Annotated in this window: 17 protein-coding genes; 16 read left to right on the forward strand and 1 reads right to left on the reverse strand. The window is 46.9% G+C overall.

The genetic code is table 11. The features are described from left to right. The first annotated feature begins 35 nt into the window (after positions 1-35). The 8 genes from dnaJ (at position 36) to lepA (ending at position 9,407) form a co-directional block, all read left to right on the forward strand. Complete coding sequence (gene dnaJ / locus KGF70_RS05615; protein ID WP_003638942.1) at positions 36-1,178, forward strand: molecular chaperone DnaJ; 1,143 nt, start codon at positions 36-38, stop codon at positions 1,176-1,178. A 418-nt stretch (positions 1,179-1,596) separates the two neighbouring features. Beyond that, positions 1,597-2,790: a serine hydrolase gene (locus KGF70_RS05620; protein ID WP_152705317.1), complete on the forward strand. Its 1,194-nt coding sequence runs from the start codon at positions 1,597-1,599 to the stop codon at positions 2,788-2,790. A 31-nt stretch (positions 2,791-2,821) separates the two neighbouring features. Continuing rightward, a complete protein-coding gene (locus KGF70_RS05625; protein WP_003638940.1) occupies positions 2,822-2,971 on the forward strand; it encodes a teichoic acid D-Ala incorporation-associated protein DltX in 150 nt (49 codons plus the stop codon). Between the two features lie 40 nt (positions 2,972-3,011). Beyond that, complete coding sequence (dltA, locus tag KGF70_RS05630) at positions 3,012-4,538, forward strand: D-alanine--poly(phosphoribitol) ligase subunit DltA (protein WP_216767749.1); 1,527 nt, start codon at positions 3,012-3,014, stop codon at positions 4,536-4,538. Continuing rightward, positions 4,535-5,749 carry a D-alanyl-lipoteichoic acid biosynthesis protein DltB gene (gene dltB / locus KGF70_RS05635; RefSeq protein ID WP_216767750.1) on the forward strand — a complete coding sequence of 405 codons (1,215 nt, stop codon included), beginning with the start codon at positions 4,535-4,537 and terminating at the stop codon, positions 5,747-5,749. The genes dltA and dltB overlap by 4 nt, the downstream gene beginning before the upstream one ends. A 24-nt stretch (positions 5,750-5,773) precedes the next feature. Next, entirely contained in the window at positions 5,774-6,016 is a 243-nt protein-coding gene (gene dltC, locus KGF70_RS05640; protein ID WP_082230227.1) for a D-alanine--poly(phosphoribitol) ligase subunit DltC, read from the forward strand. Beyond that, positions 6,013-7,290: a D-alanyl-lipoteichoic acid biosynthesis protein DltD gene (dltD, locus tag KGF70_RS05645; protein ID WP_216767751.1), complete on the forward strand. Its 1,278-nt coding sequence runs from the start codon at positions 6,013-6,015 to the stop codon at positions 7,288-7,290. The genes dltC and dltD overlap by 4 nt, the downstream gene beginning before the upstream one ends. A gap of 281 nt (positions 7,291-7,571) precedes the next feature. Then, the gene (gene lepA / locus KGF70_RS05650; protein ID WP_003638935.1) at positions 7,572-9,407 is read left to right on the forward strand and encodes a translation elongation factor 4; all 1,836 of its coding nucleotides are present in this window, start codon (positions 7,572-7,574) and stop codon (positions 9,405-9,407) included. 273 nt (positions 9,408-9,680) lie between these two features. Here lepA and KGF70_RS05655 read toward each other — a convergent pair whose 3' ends face one another. Continuing rightward, a complete protein-coding gene (locus KGF70_RS05655; protein WP_050338509.1) occupies positions 9,681-9,971 on the reverse strand; it encodes a hypothetical protein in 291 nt (96 codons plus the stop codon). 257 nt (positions 9,972-10,228) lie between these two features. Between KGF70_RS05655 and KGF70_RS05660 the strand changes: the two genes are divergently transcribed. From KGF70_RS05660 to KGF70_RS05695, 8 genes are all read left to right on the forward strand, one after another. Continuing rightward, entirely contained in the window at positions 10,229-10,519 is a 291-nt protein-coding gene (locus KGF70_RS05660) for a hypothetical protein (protein WP_003638932.1), read from the forward strand. A 187-nt stretch (positions 10,520-10,706) separates the two neighbouring features. Beyond that, complete coding sequence (locus tag KGF70_RS05665; protein WP_216767752.1) at positions 10,707-11,321, forward strand: DNA-3-methyladenine glycosylase; 615 nt, start codon at positions 10,707-10,709, stop codon at positions 11,319-11,321. Between the two features lie 294 nt (positions 11,322-11,615). Beyond that, positions 11,616-12,566, forward strand: coding sequence for a 50S ribosomal protein L11 methyltransferase (gene prmA / locus KGF70_RS05670; protein ID WP_216767753.1), 951 nt, complete (start codon positions 11,616-11,618; stop codon positions 12,564-12,566). 12 nt (positions 12,567-12,578) lie between these two features. Next, positions 12,579-13,331 carry a 16S rRNA (uracil(1498)-N(3))-methyltransferase gene (locus tag KGF70_RS05675; RefSeq protein ID WP_216767754.1) on the forward strand — a complete coding sequence of 251 codons (753 nt, stop codon included), beginning with the start codon at positions 12,579-12,581 and terminating at the stop codon, positions 13,329-13,331. A 70-nt stretch (positions 13,332-13,401) separates the two neighbouring features. Then, on the forward strand, positions 13,402-13,737 hold the full coding sequence (locus KGF70_RS05680) for a hypothetical protein (RefSeq protein ID WP_003638928.1): 336 nt from the start codon (positions 13,402-13,404) through the stop codon (positions 13,735-13,737). Between the two features lie 80 nt (positions 13,738-13,817). Further along, positions 13,818-16,085: a bifunctional (p)ppGpp synthetase/guanosine-3',5'-bis(diphosphate) 3'-pyrophosphohydrolase gene (locus KGF70_RS05685; protein WP_050338512.1), complete on the forward strand. Its 2,268-nt coding sequence runs from the start codon at positions 13,818-13,820 to the stop codon at positions 16,083-16,085. Positions 16,086-16,094: 9 nt separating this feature from the next. Next, on the forward strand, positions 16,095-16,541 hold the full coding sequence (gene dtd, locus KGF70_RS05690; RefSeq protein ID WP_216767755.1) for a D-aminoacyl-tRNA deacylase: 447 nt from the start codon (positions 16,095-16,097) through the stop codon (positions 16,539-16,541). Positions 16,542-16,613: 72 nt separating this feature from the next. Further along, positions 16,614-17,237 carry an HAD family hydrolase gene (locus KGF70_RS05695; protein WP_120768788.1) on the forward strand — a complete coding sequence of 208 codons (624 nt, stop codon included), beginning with the start codon at positions 16,614-16,616 and terminating at the stop codon, positions 17,235-17,237. The last annotated feature ends 42 nt before the right edge of the window (positions 17,238-17,279 follow it).

Raw genomic sequence — 17,279 nt, forward strand, 5'->3', positions numbered from 1 at the left:
ATGAGACTTAATTTAAGGTTCATTAGGAGGTTACAATGGCAGAGCAAGACTTATATAAGGTTCTGGGTGTTGAAAAGGATGCCAGTCAGGACGAAATCAAGAAAGCGTATCGGAAGCTTTCGAAGAAGTATCATCCTGATTTGAACCATGAACCTGGCGCGGAAGAAAAATTCAAAGCAGTCAACGAAGCGTACGAAACACTCGGTGACGCCCAAAAACGGGCTCAGTATGATCAATTTGGGTCAACTGGTGGCCAACAAGGCTTCGGCGGTGGTGCCGGTGGGTTTGGTGGTCAAGACTTTGGCGGCTTCGGTGGCGGTGGCTTCGAAGATATTTTCAGTTCGTTTTTCGGTGGCGGTGCTGGTGGCTCACGGCGAGCTAATCCAGCTGGTCCGCAACAGGGACGCGACTTACAATATGAGATGTCACTGAAGTTTGAAGATGCCATCTTCGGCAAGAAGACCACGATCACTTATAATCGCGAAGAACAATGTAAGACTTGTGAAGGTACTGGTGCTAAGCCAGGGACTTCGCCAGTAACTTGTTCGAAGTGTCATGGTGCTGGGTACATTCAAGTTCAGACGAATACCCCACTTGGTCGGATGATGAGCCAACAAGTCTGTGACGTTTGTCATGGGACTGGTAAGGAAATCAAGGACAAGTGTGCCACTTGTGGTGGGACTGGCCATACTGAACAAAGCCATTCCATCAAAGTGACGGTTCCAGCTGGGGTTGAAGAAGGCCAACAAATGCGTCTTCAAAACCAAGGTGAAGCCGGGACGAACGGTGGTCCTTACGGGGATCTGTTCATCATCTTTAGAGTTGAACCTAGCAAGGATTTTGAACGGGATGGCGCGACCATCTACTTCAAGTTGCCAATCGACTTTGTTCAAGCGGCCTTGGGTGATGAAGTTCAAGTCAAGACGGTTCACGGTGACGTTAAGTTGAAGATTCCGGCTGGAACTCAGACGGGAACGACTTTCCGGCTTCGTGGCAAGGGTGCGCCACGTTTACGTGGTAACGGGAACGGTGACGAACGGGTCACGGTCAACATTGAAACGCCTAGCCATTTGAACAAAGGCCAAAAAGAAGCGTTGAAGAGTTTTGCCAAAGCCAGCGGTAAAACGGTCGCCGGTAACGGCAAGAGTTCACTCTTCGATAAGTTACGCGGTGTTTAACACCAGTCAATTCATTCCAGAATCGTACAAGTAGCAGTCGATCATCTTTCATGAAAATGAAGGGTGACCGACTGCTTTTTTTCGTGGCCTTGTAAAGTGAGACCACTCTGTTTATTAACTAACTTTTCAGTAGCGCGGTTTTTGCTCAAACGGTTACATTATCCTGTCATCTCGTGAATCGTGAGTGCTAGAATTAGTCAAGGAGGTGAAGTAATACGTCGTTAAAGTGTGGGGGCCTAACGTTGATGTTACAAAACCGTTACAAATATGTCATGTTCAGACACGCAAATGCAGGTTTTTGTTCTTTTTGAGGTATCGCCCGTACAAGCACCTGTTCGGTTGGTACACTGATATTTGAACTTAGCGTCCTATTAGCAAATAGCGCTAATATCACCAATCAGTTCGTAATTGATAGCTAATGGGGAGGTTCATCATTGTGAAGCGAAGCAAACTTTTAGTCACAGTTTTGCTTGGACTGCTGATTGTTGGTGCTGGGGGCGGCTACTATGTCTATCATACCGAGCGACAGGCCGCAATTGCTAAGAAACAACAAACCAAAAAGGCGCGTAACAAAAAAGCAGCCTTGAAAGACAGTATCTTGAGTCAAAAGGTTAATCAGACCTCGTTTTCAAACAACCAGGATACGAATCAACAGATTACTAAAATACTCAATCTAAGCCATTTTGTTGGTTCAGCCTTGGTCGTCAAGAACGACCACGTCATTTACCAACGGGCCTTTGGTTACGCGAACAAAGCGAAAAACGAACGTAATCAAGTCGATTCTAAGTATCAGATTTTATCGATTCAAAAATCGATGACGGCCGTTGGTATTATGCAGCTCGTCAAAGCGGGGAAAATTAAGTTGACTGACCCGATTTCGATGTACTATCCAACACTCAAGCACGGTCGTCAAACGACGATTCGGCAGATGTTGGATATGACCACGGGATTTCGACTTAAGAACGGGTCAAAGGAGTACTTGCCGGAGAATAAAGTCATTGATTACGCGAAACATAATGTCTACTATTATCCAGACAAGAATGGCATCTCGAATTACTCATCGGTCAATTTCTTACTATTGGCGGGTATTATTCGTCAAGTCACGGGGGAAAGTTATCAACATTTCTTCACGGAACGGTTTATTGATAAGTTGGACTTACAATCGACTGGTTTTCTGATTCATGGTCAAGGCCAACGCGCCACGACCGGATATCGCGGACCGGCTGATCAAACGGTTCCAGATTATCAAGAAACAATGCCAGAAACTAAGGCACAGATGGCCAATGAGTTAGGCACAGGACAAGTTTATATGAGCGTTCACGACTTATTTACAGTCGAAAGCGCGATTTTGAAAGGTAAATTGCTTCCTAAAAAGGATGTGGCAATTTTACACACCCGGACTGCAACTGGTGAATATGGTGGCGGGGTTTATAACATTAGCAATGGGATCCGGTCGCACGGACTGGGCTATGGTTATGAATCAAGCGTCTTCTTGTCACCGGATGGCAAGACCGGGGTCGTCTTAATGAGCAATTATTATCGGAAAGCTGCACCAATTCAGCCTGCAGCTAATAAAATTTTTGCCGATTTAATGAATGGTAGTATCAAATAACGTATTTCGTGATATTAGGGGAGGTGAAAGCATGTTTGCAAAGTTGAAAGCTTGGTTTCAACGGCCGGTTGTTCAATTCATTGCACTTACAGTCTTCTATTTTGCTGTCATGCTTGCCTTGGTTTATCTGTATGGGTATAGCGGAATCAACCAAGCGAAATTTATTTACAACGAATTTTAATTAGGTACCGTAACAGTATTGTTTGGGGGGAGTTTTAATTATGATTAAGAATATCATTACAACCATCGATGATTATGCACGGACACAACCCGACAAAGTGGTCTATGACGTGCAGGGGACCACACACACGTATGCTGAACTAAAGGCATACTCTGATGCTCTGGCGGCGCATCTTGATACGCTAGATTTACCAGCTAAGGATCCAATCATTGTCTTTGGTGGTCAGACTTTTGAAATGATTGCGACCTTCTTGGGCGTGGTCAAATCCGGCCGGGCGTATATTCCAATCGATACGCATTCACCAAATGAACGGCTCACGATGATTAATGAGATTGCCAAACCAGCAGCCGTCATTGCGGTGGTCGATTTACCAACGGGGGTTGGGACGACACCGGTGATTACGCCAGACCAATTGGACGCGATCTTCGCAACGCCGGTCGATTATCAGGCGGACCACGTCGTTAGTGGCGATGATAATTACTACATTATCTTTACGTCCGGAACGACGGGGATGCCGAAAGGGGTTCAGATCAGTCACGACAATCTGGTCAGCTACGTGGATTGGATGTTAAGCGACGACTTTGGGTTACCAGACCAACCGAATTCCTTATCACAACCACCGTATTCCTTTGACTTGTCAGTGATGGATGTCTATCCAACATTGGCTTTAGGGGGCACGTTATACGCGTTGCCAAAAGCCGTGACTGATGACTTCAAACAGTTATTTGCCGCGCTACCAACGTTGCCGATCAATGTCTGGGTCTCAACGCCTTCCTTCATGGATATCTGCTTGTTGGAACCACAGTTTAACGCCGAGAATTTACCAAGTTTGACGTACTTCTTATTCTGTGGTGAGGAATTGACCCACAAGACAGCGGCGGCCTTAAAGAAGCGGTTCCCAGATGCCCGGATTTTTAACACTTATGGGCCAACGGAAACCTGTGTCGCGGTCACCCAAATCGAAATCACCAACCAAGCACTCGCCAAGTACGACCGGTTACCAATTGGTTATGCGAAGGCAGATACGCAGATGTTGGTCGTTGATGATAATGGCGAGCCAGTACCGAATGGGACGGAAGGTGAGCTGATCATTGCCGGGCCATCCGTTTCTAAGGGGTATTTAAACAATCCTGAGAAGACGGCCAAAGCGTTCTTCGAATTGGACGGGCAACGTGCTTACCATTCTGGTGATATTGGCACGATGGACGCGGACGGGTTATTCCGTTACCGCGGCCGGGTCGATTTCCAGATTAAAATGCACGGTTACCGAATCGAATTAGAAGAAGTCGACCACTTCTTAGCACAACAACGTCACATCAAACAAGCTGTGGCCGTACCAAAATATGATAAAGAGCACAAAGTGACCCAAATGATTGCCTATGTCGTGCCAAAGCCAAATGACTTTGAAAGTGACTTTGCGTTGACGACCGCGATCAAGAAGGACCTGCAAGGAATGATGATGGAATACATGATTCCACAACGGTTCGTCTATCAAACGAGCTTGCCATTAACGCCTAACGGTAAGATTGATGTCAAGTCGATTATTAAAGAGGTTAACCCAGAATGATTTCATTTGACCCGTACGGTAACCCAACGTACTTTGTGCTGCTCTTTATCGCGTTGGTGCCGTTAATGATCGGTTTGTTATATGGTCGGCGTTCACACTGGTACGAGTCACTGATTTCCTTCATTTTCTTGATGTTAACGTTTGGTGGGGTCAAGTGGCGTACTGGGATTGCGCTAATTGTATATCTGATTTATCAAATCGCCCTGGTCTGGTTGTATTCCAAGTATCGACAACGACCAGATTCACCGAATAAAGGGTGGGTGTTCGTCGTCAGTGTGATTTTAGCGATTATTCCACTAGCCGTCGTCAAAATCACGCCAGCGGTCGCCCACGGTGCGAATTCCATCATCGGTTTCTTGGGGATTTCCTATCTGACGTTCAAAGTCGTTCAGATGATCATGGAAACGCGTGATGGTGTGATTAAGGAGTTCCATCCCGTCCTGTTTGGGCAGTTCCTACTGTTCTTCCCAACGATTTCTTCCGGGCCAATTGATCGGTATCGGCGGTTTGTCAAAGATTATGACAGTGTACCGAACCGTGAAAAGTACTTGGGATTAGTCGAAAAGGGGATTCGCTACATTTTCTTAGGATTCCTGTATAAGTTTATCTTGGCTTATATTTTTGGGACGCGGATGCTACCAGTTGTCGAACACGCAGCACTGCAAGCTCACGGGTTATCCTGGGCGCTAGTCGGTGTGATGTATGTCTACAGTATGGACTTGTTCTTCGACTTTGCCGGCTACAGTTTATTTGCCGTTGGGGTCAGCTACCTGATGGGTGTTGAAACGCCAATGAACTTTAATCAGCCGTTCAAGTCGAAAAATATCAAGGACTTCTGGAATCGTTGGCACATGACGTTGTCCTTCTGGTTCCGCGACTTTATCTACATGCGCCTCGTCTTCTTTATGATGAAGCACAAAGTCTTCAAGAGTCGGATCACGACGGCCAATGTTTGTTATGTCATTAATATGTTGATCATGGGGTTTTGGCACGGGGAAACGTGGTACTACATCGTCTATGGGCTATTCCATGGCTTTGCGATGGTCATCAACGATGCTTGGTTGCGCTACAAGAAGAAGCATCAAGCGCAGTTGCCATCCAACAAATTCACCGAATACTTCGCGATTTTTCTCACGTTCAACGTCGTTTGTTTCAGTTTCTTGATCTTCTCAGGATTCCTGAACACGTTATTCTTCGGCGGCCGGCCATAAATTAAGTACACTTAAGGGAGCGTAATAACTATGGATGATACAAAAGCAACAGTTTTATCAATTTTAGCGGATTTAACAGGGGAAGACGTTTCAAGCAATATGGACGTCAACTTGTTTGATGAAGGAATCCTGGACTCAATGGGTTCTGTTCAATTATTATTGGAACTTCAAAATCAATTAGGTATCGAAGTGCCGGTCTCTGAATTTCAACGGTCAGAATGGGACACACCGGCTAAAATCGTATCCAAGGTTGAGAACTTGCAATGAAGGTCTCCACACGCCTTTTTAAGATTTTTGGGCCAATTATTTTGGCAGCTGTCTTATTATTGGCCGTACTGCTTTCACCGTTCTCATTCGGATTAAATCACATCTCCAAGGAGACCGAAAAATCGGCTGCCGTCTCACTTTCGTCCAATGTCTTAAAGGGCCGATTAGTGAAGCGCCAAGCCTTGAGTGATGGTTATGTGCCATTCTTCGGTTCATCGGAATGGTCGCGATTTGATCCCATGCATCCGTCCGTACTGGCAGAAAAGTATCACCGGAGTTACCGGCCATTCTTGCTCGGTGCCCGGGGGACCCAGTCACTGACCCAGTATTTCGCGATGCAGTCCGTGAAAAAGCAGATTACAAATAAGAAGGCTGTCTTTGTAATTTCGCCACAATGGTTTGTCCCACAAGGTACGCGAAAAGATGCCTTTACGTACTACTACTCACCATTGCAGACCATCGACTGGCTACAAGATGAGCATAATTCCGAAATGGACCGTTATGCGGCACAACGTCTGCTACAAATGCCGTCTGGTTCATCGGACCGAGTTTTGGAAGGTGCCTTAGCCCGCGTGGCCGCTGGGTTCAAGCCAACCAGTGCCCAAATGGCTTATATCAATTATAAGGCTCGGGTGCTCGGTAGTGAGGATGAATTCTTCTCACGCTTTGGAATTTCAGGCAAGAACTTGAATACGGTCAATGCGCAAGCCAAGAAGCTGCCATCGACGTATAACTTTAACCAATTGGACCAGTTAGCTGGAAAGATTGGGGCTGCACAAACGACTTCTAATGATCTGGAAATTAGTAATCAATTCTGGAACACGAAGCTCAAACGTAACTACAAGCGCCTTAAGGATTCGCAGCGTCACTTGAATTACACGAAGTCACCAGAATTTGCCGATTTCCAATTAGTCTTGAATCAGTTCGCGAAGACGCATACTGATGTCTTGTTCATCATTCCGCCAATCAATCAGCGCTGGGCCTCATACACCGGCCTGTCCATGAAGATGATTGGGCAGTTTGATCAAAAGATTCAGTATCAACTTCGTAGCCAAGGGTTTAATAACATCTTGGACCTGACCCAAGATGGCAATCAAGATTACTTCATGACTGATACCATTCATCTTGGTTGGCGGGGCTGGTTAGCGGTCGACCAAAAAGTTGATCCGTTCCTAACCAAGAAGACGAAGCCTGTTCATTATCACATTAATGACAACTTCTATTCGAACAAATGGCAGGAACTTAAGCCCAGTCAAATCAACAGTTTCAAATAAGCTGTCGTAACTGAAAAGCGCCGCTGCAAGGACTCGCTGAGTCGAATTGCAGCGGCGCTTTTGTTGGTTGAGTCCATGTGATGATGACCAAACGAGGCCGGGACGATGTCGACAGCAGTCGTAAAACCAGTAGCTGGGATGGCGGCTGATTTGCACTGACGGTGCCAGTGAGCGTCGCAAACGGTCGTGGATGACGGTCACGGCAATAGAAAAATTGTGATTGTGTCGGTAACTTGGTATAATTGATAGGATTAGGACTTAGGAAGAAAGTAGGAAAATCAATGGATAAAGCGACAATGAAAGATCGACAACAACATATTCGGAATTTTTCGATCGTCGCCCATATTGATCACGGCAAATCAACGTTGGCGGACCGAATCTTGGAATTAACGGATACGATTTCCAAACGTGAAATGCAGGACCAAGTGCTGGATTCAATGGACTTGGAACGTGAACGTGGGATTACGATCAAATTAAATGCAGTGGAATTGCACTACCAGGCTAAAGATGGGGAGACTTATATCTTTCATCTAATCGATACGCCAGGACACGTCGATTTTACGTATGAAGTTTCGCGAAGTTTGGCGGCCTGCGAAGGCGCAGTGTTAGTCGTCGACGCAGCGCAAGGGGTCGAGGCTCAGACCTTGGCTAACGTCTACCTCGCCATTGATGATGACTTAGAAATTGTGCCAGTCATCAACAAGATTGACTTGCCGTCAGCGGAACCGGAAAAGGTCCGTAAAGAAATTGAGGATGATATTGGAATCGATGCTGAAGATGCCGTTTTGGCTTCAGCTAAAGCGGGGATCGGAATTGAAGACTTACTGGAACAGATCGTGCATAAAATTCCAGCGCCCCAGGGTGATTTAGACGCACCGTTGAAAGCCTTGGTTTTTGACTCAGTGTATGACGACTACCGTGGCGTGGTGTTAAGCGTTCGAATTCATGAAGGTATTGTTCGGCCTGGTGACCGGATTCGCTTGATGAACAGTGGTAGTGAATACGAAGTGACTGAAGTCGGTGTCAACTCGCCCAAACCATTAGCTCGCGATTATCTGATGGCCGGGGATGTTGGTTACATTACCGCCAGTATCAAGGATATCCAAGACACCCGGGTCGGGGATACGGTGACGAATGCCAAACGGCCAGCTGAAAAGCCGCTCGCCGGTTACCGGGAAATGAATCCAATGGTGTACGCCGGGATTTACCCAACTGATAACGCCAAGTTTACGGACTTACGCGAAGCCTTGGAAAAGTTAAAATTAAATGATGCGGCACTCGAATTTGAAGCTGAATCATCGCAAGCGTTAGGTTTCGGGTTCCGTTGTGGTTTCTTGGGACTGTTGCACATGGATGTGATTCAGGAACGGCTCGAGCGGGAATTCAACCTTGAACTGATTACGACGGCGCCTTCCGTAACGTACCACGTCTTAATGACGGATGGCACAGAAAAACAGGTTGAAAACCCTGCCGAAATGCCGGAAGCGTCTGCCATCAAGGAAATTCGCGAACCGTACGTCAAAGCCCAGATCATGGTGCCTAACGATTATGTTGGTGCGGTCATGGAACTGGCCCAACGCAAACGGGGCGAATTTGATACGATGGAATATCTGGATAGCAACCGGGTCAACGTGGTCTACCACATTCCGCTATCGGAAATTATCTTTGACTTCTTTGATAAGTTGAAATCCAATACTCGTGGCTACGCTTCGTTAGATTACGATTTGGATGGCTACCGTGCCAGTGACTTAGTCAAAATCGACATCTTACTGAACGGGGACCAAGTCGATGCGTTAAGCTTTATCGCGCACCGCGACTTTGCGCCAGCACGTGGTCGCGAAATCGCATCTAAGCTGAAAACCATCATTCCACGCCAAAACTTTGAAATTCCAGTACAAGCAACCATCGGCTCTAAGGTGATTGCCCGGACGAACATCAAAGCTTACCGTAAGGACGTTACCGCCCATCTCTATGGTGGTGACCGCACCCGGCGGATGAAGTTACTTGAGAAACAAAAAGCCGGTAAGAAACGCATGAAAGCCGTGGGGAAAGTTGAAATCCCACAAGAAGCCTTCATGGCAGTTTTGAAAACCGACGAGGAAGAAAAGCCGAACTGATAGGGTTCCGCCGCGGCGGAGCTCTTTTATTTTGGGGATTTGCCAACATTGAGACTGGATTGTTTGGCGAAATAGACATAAGCAGAATAAATGTCTATTATTTATCGGGGGTTACGCATACTACGAGTTAATTTGTTATGAAGACTGAGGCAAAATCAGAAGAAAAATTCGTGAAATTTGGCAGGGAGGCATCACGAACACAAACAAAAACCGCCAGCAGTCCAAAACCTGCCAGCGGCTAATCCAAATGTTCGATTTAATTAGCAAATAACGCTAACCCCAAATATCTTGCATGTGTGGCAACTGTAATAGACCGTCTGTGGTCGGATCGGTTGTCCCGATGGTTTGCATATGCCAGACACCTTGATCATCTTTAGTGGCGACGACTTTTTTACGTTTGCCTTCTTGATTTTTATAGAAACAGTTCTCGCTATCCGCACCAATTTCGCGTGCTAACACTTCGTTAGGTGTCACGTAGCCGTCGCTGGTTTCAAATTTTTCGATTTGGTCGACACTGGTCAACGGTTCGTGCCCGCGCCGATAAATTCTTTCAATTAGTACCATCAGTAAATCCCCCTCAATATTGATAACCTGACTGATTTATTAATATTTTACCATATCCCTGAAGCACCGAAAACCAAGCGACCACGCTTTGAGAAAATATTAGGATTTTAGGCGGTTTTCTTGCCAAACCAACCGCAAATTGATACACTGTCTGTTTAAAGTCTGCTATAATTAAGGTTAGAAATAAAACGTAGCGACAATTAATTAATTAATTTATTATTTAATCAATTTCACGTTGTGAAGGAGAGATCGACGACATGTTAAAACGCACGAAACAGTTTCTGCGATCAATACATTATGACTACGATAAAACATATATTAGACCGCTGATGGTGCCAGACAGCGTTTACGTGTTGAAATTCGGTAAGGATCATCGTAATAATCGGGTGGTCGTTAAGTACAGCCATACTTGGACTGGGCGCGTTAAGATTAACGAGATCGCCGTCCGTCTGCATAAACAAAAGCATCCACGAATTTTTAAGCACGAAGCGGATATGATCAAGTATTTGAACAAGCATTTAACGAAAAAAGCCACGAATGATGACTAAGTTAACTTGAAGACGGGACTGGTGTAATTTAGCACCAGCCCCGTTTTCGATATAAAGGCCAATATTTACTGGAAAGGAGAACGACGGGAGACCACCCATGTCGCTGGTTTGCGACTGGCCAACCAGGTCATGCAGGTCCAGCTTAACCGATAGCGTGTCCCCGCAATTAATGATGATGACAAATCGGATGCAATCTTTTTTAAGTTCGCGGCCAACGACTGAAATCGCGGTCTCTTTACTCGGTAAGCAGTTGCGTCTGCAAACCGCGAGTGGACCGTTAACGGCGTGGATTACCGAGACTGAGGCGTATTTGGGCGCCAACGATGCCGGGGCACACGCTTATCAAAATCGCCAAACGGCCCGTAACCGTGCGCTTTGGCAACCAGCAGGGACGATTTACATTTATCAAATGCGCGCGTTGTATTTGCTGAATCTCGTGACCCAAGCAACTGGCACGCCCGAATGTGTGCTGATACGGGGAATTGAACCAGCTAGCGGCGTCGAGCAGATGCAACACAATCGGCCCGTTCCACTGGCTAATTTGACCAACGGACCAGGGAAATTGATGCAGGCACTCGGTTTGGATAAAACGTTGAACGGTCAGCCGTTGCAAAAGGCGACGCTCTCGCTAGATTTAGACCAGGTCCGGCAGCCACGTCAAATTATTAAGACACCCCGAATTGGCATCGTTAATAAGGCGGAATGGACCAGTGCGCCGTTGCGGTTCTACGTTGCTGGCAATCCGTTTGTGTCTAAAATTGGCCGGAAAACGATTGACTCACACACCCATGGCTGGCAGTAAGCCCGATTGTCAAACGGTTTGTGCTTGTTATATAATTGTTGCTGATGGGAAATGCGGCTGTTTAGGGAGTCTTGGCCGTTTGAGTGAGTGACCCAAGATTGTGGCTTGAGCTGAAGTTTGTGCGATGCAATCAAATCTATTTTCTGGGACATCCAGACGCTCTCGCCAAAGTAATCAAAACAGGCGCGCCATTGCCTTTAATTCAAAATTAGTCGCAAAGTGTGCAAATATTCAACCTAAAGCGCATCACCGTAATTCACTAAAATGAAATCACACAAAAGGAGCACGTCATTTATGAAATGGACTGAAGTAACCGTTAGTACTTCCAACGAAGCCGTTGAGGCGGTTTCGAATATTTTGATGGAAGTTGGAGCCAGTGGTGTCAAAATTGATGACGCTTTGGATTATCAGAATTTAAAACCCGATCGGTATGGTGAAATTATCGACCTGGATACCATTCCCCACGTCACCAGCGGCGCACAGGTTTCGGCCTATTATCCCGAGACGGTGTTCGTGCCTGAAATTCTGCCAACGATCAAACAACGCGTGAGCCAGTTGAGCGATTTTGGTCTAAATCCGGCTCCCAACGAGGTAAGTATGACGGCGCTGTCTGATGAAGACTGGGCAACGGCGTGGAAAAAATATTACCATCCTGTACGGGTGACTCGGTATTTGACGATCGTGCCGAGCTGGGAAGACTATCAACCTGCACAATCCGGCGAACTCGTCTTACGGCTCGATCCTGGTCGGGCGTTTGGGACGGGGACTCATCCGACCACTAAGCTCTGCCTGCAAGCCCTAGAGACCGTCATTAACGGTGGTGAGCACTTGATTGATGTCGGTACGGGTTCTGGCGTGTTAAGCATCGCGGCCAAGGCCATGGGAGTCGGCGCTGTCGAAGCTTATGACTTAGATGACGTCGCCGTTGCTTCTGCACAAACCAATCTTGATTTGAATCCAGTTGCCAAAGACGTGAAGGTTGCCGCCAATGACTTGTTGGCTGGCATCGACACACAAGCAGATATTATTGTCGCAAATATTTTAGCTGAAATCATCATTCCACTGGTGCCACAAGCTCGTCAGAACTTAAAACGGGGCGGTTATTTCATTACCTCTGGAATTATTGATGATAAGTTCCAAACGGTCCTAACAGCGTTGACGGATGCTGGTTTCCAAATTGCACAACACACGCAGATGGGCGACTGGCACGGTATTGTGGCTTATCTGCCAACGGATGAAGATTAGCGAGGACTGGACATGCAACGATATTTTTTAAACGCCCCAATCGACGCGCGCGTTGGTCAGACCTTCACGATTGACGGCGATACGGTCAAGCATTGGGTTAAAGTCATGCGGGCACAACCCGGCGACGCGGCTGAATTTGTGACTGACGCACATCAAGTCGTGATTGCGACGTTGCAAAGTACCACTGGCCAAACGGCGGTCGCTAAGATTACCGCAGTGACAACGCCTCAGGTTGAATTACCGGTACCAGTCACGATTGCCTGTGGCCTGTCGAAGGGTGATAAACCCGAGCAGATCGTGCAACGGGGAACTGAGCTCGGCGCGAGCGCCTTCGTGTTTTTTGATAGTTTGTGGACGGTTGCCAAGTGGGCGCCGAATAAACGCGAACGCAAATTAGCCCGGCTGGCGAAAATTGCCCAGGGTGCGGCTGAACAATCGCATCGAACCATGATCCCGACTGTTCAATATGAAGCTGACCTAACGAGCGTGCTGGCCCACGTGACTTATGACCAGGGCGTTGTTGCCTGGGAAGAGTCCGCCAAGCAGGGTGAAAGTAGCCAGCTGGTCCAAACTTTGAAGCATATGGCGGCACCGCAGCGATTACTGGCGATTTTTGGGCCTGAAGGTGGCCTAGCACCGCAAGAAGTTGCGCAGTTAGAAGCGGCCGGGGTGACCCCAGTTGGATTAGGACCACGGATCATGCGTGCCGAAACTGCGCCACTTTACTTGTTAAGTAGTGTTTCTTTTTGGTGCGAACTAGTGTAATTTTATGGTCGGTGGTGTACAATTAATAATCATAGTCATTTGGCAATAAAGCGTAAGCGAGGGAGTTAGTTTGACGGAAAAGTTTCGTAAGTTTAATGGCCAGTATTGGCTGATTGCGCTTGTCGTTGGAATCGTATTACCATGGTTACTGAAACTCTTAAGTGTCAGTCGTTTTCATCAAATCGTTTGGCTACTCTTTGTCGTCGATTTCCTGTTAGCTGCCATGGTGGGTTGGCAAATTCGCCGTACCGCACGGACTGGTTGGCTCGTCTGGTTATTTCCAGTCGGCTGCTTTGTTGGGCTGTACTTGTTTTTCCCAACCTATGTCTATTATTTAGCATTAGTTGATTTAGGCATATCCTACTTAGCATACGGGTTGACTGGTCCCCGCGCGAGTTTGCGTTAAAACGGTTGTCAAGGCACGTTGGGTGGGAACCTCGCGTGCCTTTTATCAAATAGAATCTTTGTGGAAGTCGTGGTGATAAAATGCCCAAACAGCCTACATGGACTGCTCAGGATGTCCTGGACATGGTCCAAGAGTATATGAATAGTGATCACGTGGCACTGGTTAAACGTGCGTGTGATTTTGCAACCTACGTGCATAAGGATCAGTATCGCCAATCAGGTGAGCCGTATATTATGCACCCGATTCAGGTTGCTGGAATTTTAGCCGAGTTAAAAATGGATCCGGAAACGGTGGCATCGGGTTTCTTGCACGATGTCGTTGAAGACACCGGTGTAACATTAGGTGACGTCGAGGAATTGTTTGGCCATGATGTTGCCGTGATTGTCGATGGCGTCACGAAGCTTGGTAAGATTCGTTACAAGTCGAATAAGGAACAGCTGGCTGAAAATCACCGGAAACTGTTGCTTGCGATGTCCAAGGATATTCGTGTGATGATCGTCAAATTGGCAGACCGGTTACACAATATGCGGACATTGCAACATTTACGTCCTGATAAGCAGCGGCGAATCGCCAATGAAACCTTGGAAATTTACGCGCCAATCGCAGACCGCTTAGGGATTAGTACGATTAAATGGGAACTAGAAGATATTTCCTTAAGATACTTGAACCCCCAACAGTACTATCGAATCGTTCATCTGATGAATTCACGGCGCGAAGACCGCGAAAAATACATTGAGATCGCCATTCAGGATATTCAAAAGGCGCTCCATGACTTGGAATTGCCTGAGGCGGAGATTTATGGCCGGCCGAAGCATATCTATTCGATTTATAAAAAGATGCGTGACAAGCACAAGCAATTTAGTCAACTTTATGATTTGTTGGCGATTCGGGTGGTCGTTGATTCCATCAAGGACTGTTATGCGGTGCTTGGTGCGATTCATACGCAGTGGAAACCCATGCCTGGTCGTTTTAAGGACTACATTGCGATGCCAAAAGCCAACATGTACCAATCGTTGCATACGACAGTTGTCGGTCCAGAAGGCAAACCGTTGGAAATCCAAATCCGGACCTTTGAAATGCACCGTGTGGCTGAATATGGGGTTGCGGCACACTGGGCTTATAAGGAAGGTAAGCGTGACGAGGTTCAAGAAACACAATCTGGTAACAAGTTGAACCTGGTTAAGGAAATTATCGAATTACAGGACGAAAGTAAGGACGCCGCCGACTTTATGGAAGGCGTCAAAGGCGACCTCTTCAGTGACCGGGTCTACGCGTTTACGCCTAAGGGTGATGTGACTGAATTACCAAAGGGTGCTGGACCACTCGATATGGCTTATTCGATTCACACCGAAGTCGGCAATCATACGACTGGTGCCAAGGTCAATGGTAAAATCGTGCCGTTGGATTATCAGATCAAGAACGGTGACATTGTTGATATTTTAACGTCGACTAGTTCGACTGGTCCTAGTCGTGACTGGCAGAAGTTAGTTTATACGCGCCGGGCCCGTAATAAAATCAAGCAATTCTTCCGGAATGCTGATCGGGAAGAAAATATTATTTCAGGTCGCGAGATGCTCGAAAAGCAGCTACGTGATTTAGAATTCAACCCGAAAGAAGTTATGACCAAGGAAAAGATGACCGCGGTCGCACAGAAAATGCATTATTCAGGTGAAGACGACTTATTTGCCGCCCTTGGTTTTGGGGACATTCAACCTGTGGGAATCGCCAATCGGTTAACGAGTGACGTGCGCAAAGAGCGGGAAGCAACCCGCCAACGCGAACGAGAAGAAGCGATTCTGGCTGATTCAACCGAATCTTCGACTAAGAAGAAGTCGAAAGACCAGCAGCATGAAGAACAGGAAAAACAAGAACGTAAACGTCAAAAAGTTTCTTCTTCAGGCGGGGTCATTATCCAGGGTGTCGACAACTTGCTGGTTCGCCTGAGCCACTGTTGTTCGCCAATCCCGGGTGATGATATCGTCGGTTATATTACCAAGGGCCGTGGGGTCTCCGTTCACCGGGTCGACTGTCCAAACGTCAAGAGTGCCGAAGCAAATGGTGAGCGCTTGATTGACGTGGAATGGGAGAATCCTGAGGGTGATCGGACTAATTATAATTCCGACCTCGAAATTCAAGGCTATAACCGCAATGGCATGTTGAACGATGTTTTGAAGGTTATCAATAATCACACCAAGTTCTTAACGAACGTCAATGGGAAAGTTGACCATAACAAGATGGTGATTATTAGCGTTTCGTTGGGCGTTCGAAATCTCGAGCACTTGCAACGAATCGTGGATAGTCTGAAAAACGTTCAAGATGTTTACGTCGTCGAACGGAAGATGTTTTAGGAGGTTACAATGCGAGTAGTTGTTCAACGCGCACGACAAGCTCAAGTCACGATTGATGGCCAGGTTAAAGGGGTCATTGACCACGGTCTAGTGCTATTAGTGGGATTTGAAGATGGTGACGGCCAAGCCGAACTCGACTATCTGACCCACAAAATTTTGAACTTGCGGATTTTTAGTGATGATGCGGGTAAACTGAACCTAAATGTCCAACAAGTTGGTGGTGCCATTTTATCGATTTCGCAATTTACGCTCTATGCGGACACGCGCCACGGCAATCGCCCGAGTTTTACGGATGTTGGTGATCCTGATACTGCTAGCAAATTGTATGATACATTCAATCAACAACTTGCTGCCGGCGGGGTTCAAGTGGCAACTGGGGAATTCGGTGCTGATATGCAAGTGTCATTAACGAATGATGGTCCCGTGACGATTTGTTACGATACGGACCAACGCTAACCATTAAGCTGAAAGACCAATTACGGTACTTTCGGCTTTTTGCGTCACCCAACTAATTTTAGGAGGAGAATCATGCGCGAATTTTTATGGGACTTAGACGGAACTTTGCTGGATACGTACCCGGCAATGGTCAAAGCCTTTCAACGGGCAGTGACTGAATTAGGGGGCACGATTACCGCTGAAGCAACTTATCAATTAATGCGGCAACAGTCCGTCGGTTATGCTGAACGGACCGTTGCCAAGCAATATGGCTGGGACTGGCATGAACTGCGGGCGGGTTATCAACGTTTTGAACCGCAATTGCAACAACATCCAGCTGCGTTTGATGGTGCTCAGGCAGTCCTGGAACGCGTCGTCGCAGTTGGTGGTCATAACTATTTGATGACTCATCGGAATGAACAGGCCCAAGTTTACCTACAAGAAGCAGGATTGGCGCAGTATTTTACGGATGCCGTCACTGCCGCGCAGCCCTTTCCACGCAAACCAGATCCCGCTGCATTGAATTATTTATTAGATAGGCACCAAGTTGACCGCCGACAAGCAGTCATGGTAGGTGACCGTAACTTGGATATTGATGCGGGCCACAACGCTGGCATTGCCGGCTACTTGTTTGATATTGACCGGCTGATCCATGTGACTAGTACGCCTGAGGTTCAAGTCACTGATTTGAATGAACTGTTACCACTGGTCCGCTAATTTGTGCCTATTTTGTAGATCAGTTGAATAAGACAATATAAA

It is taken from the genome of Lactiplantibacillus sp. 7.2.4, assembly GCF_018991185.1.
Classification (GTDB): domain Bacteria; phylum Bacillota; class Bacilli; order Lactobacillales; family Lactobacillaceae; genus Lactiplantibacillus; species Lactiplantibacillus pentosus.